Source organism: Streptomyces sp. A0642 (assembly GCF_004795105.1).
Classification (GTDB): domain Bacteria; phylum Actinomycetota; class Actinomycetes; order Streptomycetales; family Streptomycetaceae; genus Streptomyces.
In genome coordinates this window covers 1-826 of the sequence record NZ_SSBL01000078.1, presented here as the reverse complement: position 1 = coordinate 826, position 826 = coordinate 1, and the positions used below count along the sequence as shown (strand labels likewise).

Genomic DNA, 826 nt, shown 5'->3' with positions numbered 1-826 from the left:
CGATGAGGGCGTCCATGAGGCGCAGCCCTTCGAAGGCGTCGCGGGCGTAGCGGACTTCGCCTTCGTAGATCTCGTGGAGGTCCTGTTCGACGTAGGCGCGGGTGAGGGCGGCGCCGCCGAGGATGACGGGGTACTCGGCGGCCAGTTTGCGCTGGTTGAGTTCCTGGAGGTTCTCTTTCATGATGACGGTGGATTTGACCAGGAGGCCGGACATGCCGATGACGTCGGCCTTGTGCTCGTCGGCGGCTTCCAGGATCGCGGAGACGGGCTGCTTGATGCCGATGTTGACGACGTTGTAGCCGTTGTTGGACAGGATGATGTCGACGAGGTTCTTGCCGATGTCGTGGACGTCGCCGCGGACGGTGGCCAGCACGATGGTGCCCTTGCCCTCCGCGTCGGACTTCTCCATGTGCGGTTCCAGGTGGGCCACCGCGGCCTTCATGACCTCGGCGGACTGGAGCACGAACGGCAGTTGCATCTGGCCGGAGCCGAAGAGCTCGCCGACGACCTTCATGCCTTCCAGCAGGGTGTCGTTGACGATGTCGAGCGCCGGGCGGGTCTGCAGGGCCTCGTCGAGATCTGCCTCCAGGCCCTTCTTCTCGCCGTCGATGATCCGGCGCTGGAGGCGCTCGTCGAGCGGCAGGGCCAAAAGTTCTTCCGCCTTGCCCTCCTTCATCGACTTCATGTTGACGCCCTCGAACAGCTCCATGAGCTTTTGCAGGGGGTCATAGCCCTCGGCGCGGCGGTCGTGGATCAGGTCGTGGGCGACCTTGACCTGCTCCTGGTCCAGGCGGGCGATCGGCAGGATCTTCGAGGCGTGCACGAT

At 64.6% G+C, this 826-nt stretch carries 1 protein-coding gene; it reads right to left on the bottom strand.

The window, feature by feature from the left end:
* The coding region (locus E6R60_RS36455; RefSeq protein WP_206309614.1) for a B12-binding domain-containing protein at positions 1 to 826 on the bottom strand (826 nt) is incomplete at both ends.